The sequence below is a fragment of the Cellulomonas sp. ACRRI genome, from assembly GCF_022346185.1.
GTDB lineage: Bacteria > Actinomycetota > Actinomycetes > Actinomycetales > Cellulomonadaceae > Cellulomonas.
In genome coordinates this window covers 1-1,828 of record NZ_JAKRMS010000243.1, presented here as the reverse complement: position 1 = coordinate 1,828, position 1,828 = coordinate 1, and the positions used below count along the sequence as shown (strand labels likewise).

At 73.6% G+C, this 1,828-nt stretch carries 1 protein-coding gene; it reads left to right on the top strand.

The window, feature by feature from the left end:
- The first annotated feature begins 66 nt into the window (after positions 1-66).
- Positions 67-1,680 carry an ABC transporter substrate-binding protein gene (locus MHY85_RS20900; protein ID WP_239200373.1) on the top strand — a complete coding sequence of 538 codons (1,614 nt, stop codon included), beginning with the start codon at positions 67-69 and terminating at the stop codon, positions 1,678-1,680.
- The last annotated feature ends 148 nt before the right edge of the window (positions 1,681-1,828 follow it).

Genomic DNA, 1,828 nt, shown 5'->3' with positions numbered 1-1,828 from the left:
CCCCTCGGCGTCGCGGCCCGCTCCCCCCGCACCCGTCGACGCACCCCCGACCGAGAGGCACCGAGCATGAGCCCGAGCACCGCCCGCGCCACCACGCGGTCCGCCCGCCGCACCTCCCCCCGCACGCGCGCCGTCGCGGCCGTCGCGCCCGCCGTCGCCGGGCTGCTCGCCCTCACCGCGTGCGGCCAGAGCGGCACCGTCGGCGGCGGGTCCGCCGACGGCGACGACACCTTCACCGCCGTGATGCTCACCGGGTACACCACGCCGCCGGACCCGGACGTCAACTACGACGGCCCGGGCCTCAACATCATCGAGAACACGTACGAGGGCCTGGTGGCGTACGCCGACGGCGTCGAGGAGCCGACGATCGTCCCGGAGCTGGCCGAGGAGTGGACCGTCTCGGACGACGGCCTCACCTACACGTTCACGCTGCGGCCGGGCGTCACGTTCCACGACGGCACCGAGCTGACCTCCGAGGCGGTCGCGGCGTCGTTCGAGCGGCGCACCCAGGTCGACGCCGGCCCGGCGTACATGGTGGGCGACGTCGTGTCCGTCGAGACCCCGGACGACCTCACCGCCGTCGTCACGCTGGCCGCCCCGAACGCCGCGTTCCTCGACTACCTGGCCTCCCCGTTCGGCGTGAAGCTGATCAGCCCGACCGTGCTGGCGGACGAGGCCGGGGACGACTTCGCCCAGACCTACCTCACGACGCACGACGCCGGCACCGGCCCGTACGAGCTGACCGCGGTCGAGACGGGCGAGCGGTACGAGCTGACCGCCTTCGACGGCTACTGGGGCGACGCCCCGGAGCTCACCTCGGTCGAGGTGCAGGTCGCGGAGAACGCCTCGTCGGCGCAGCTCCAGCTCGAGCGCGGCGAGATCGACGCGATCCTCGGCAACCTCAACAAGACCTCGTTCGAGTCGTTCGAGGGCAGCGAGGACGTCACGACGTCGACCTTCCCGAACTTCACGACGCAGATGATCTACGTGAACCCGGGCTCGGCCTGGCTCGCGGACGTGGCGGACCGCGAGGCGCTGTTCGCGGGGATCGACAAGGAGTCGATCATCGACGAGGCGATGGGCAGCCTGGAGGTGCCGACCGACCAGCTGTTCCCGCAGGGCATGGTCGACGCGAGCATCGACGACCAGGGCATCGCCTACGACGAGGGCGCCTGGGACGCCCTCGGCACGCCGGACTCCGGCACGGTGCGCATCGCGTACGCCGGGTCCAGCGCGGACGGCAAGGCCGTCGCCGAGGAGCTCGGCTCGCGGCTGAGCACCGCCGGCATCCCGGCCGAGGCCGTCGCCTACTCGGCCGGCACCATCTACGGCATCGCCGACGAGGGCGCCGCAGGCCCGGACCTCGCGGTGTTCTCGGTGTTCCCCGACGCCGGCCACCCGGACGCCTGGGCGAGCATCATCTACACCCCCGCCGGCGGCCTGGACCTGTTCGGCGCCGAGGTGCCGGGCCTGACCGACCTGCTGGACACCGCCCGCGCCAGCGAGGACATCACCGCGTACGCCCCCGTGGCCGAGGCCATCAACGCCACGCGCTACTGGTACTCGATCGGCTCGCTCAACACCACCCTGCTGACCACGCCGGACGTCACCGGCACGACCGAGGCCCAGAACGTCCTCGAGTACGACGTGCTGCACTTCGCGGCGCTCGGCCGCGGCTGACCTCCCGCGCCACCCCCGGCGGGGGGAGCCCCCCCCCGCCCCGGGGCGGCCCCCCCCCGGCCCCCCGGGGGGGCGCGGCCGCACGGGTCCACGATCCACCCGGGGCGAGGAGGGGTGGGGCGTTGAGCTCCCTGGTCTACTTCTCCTC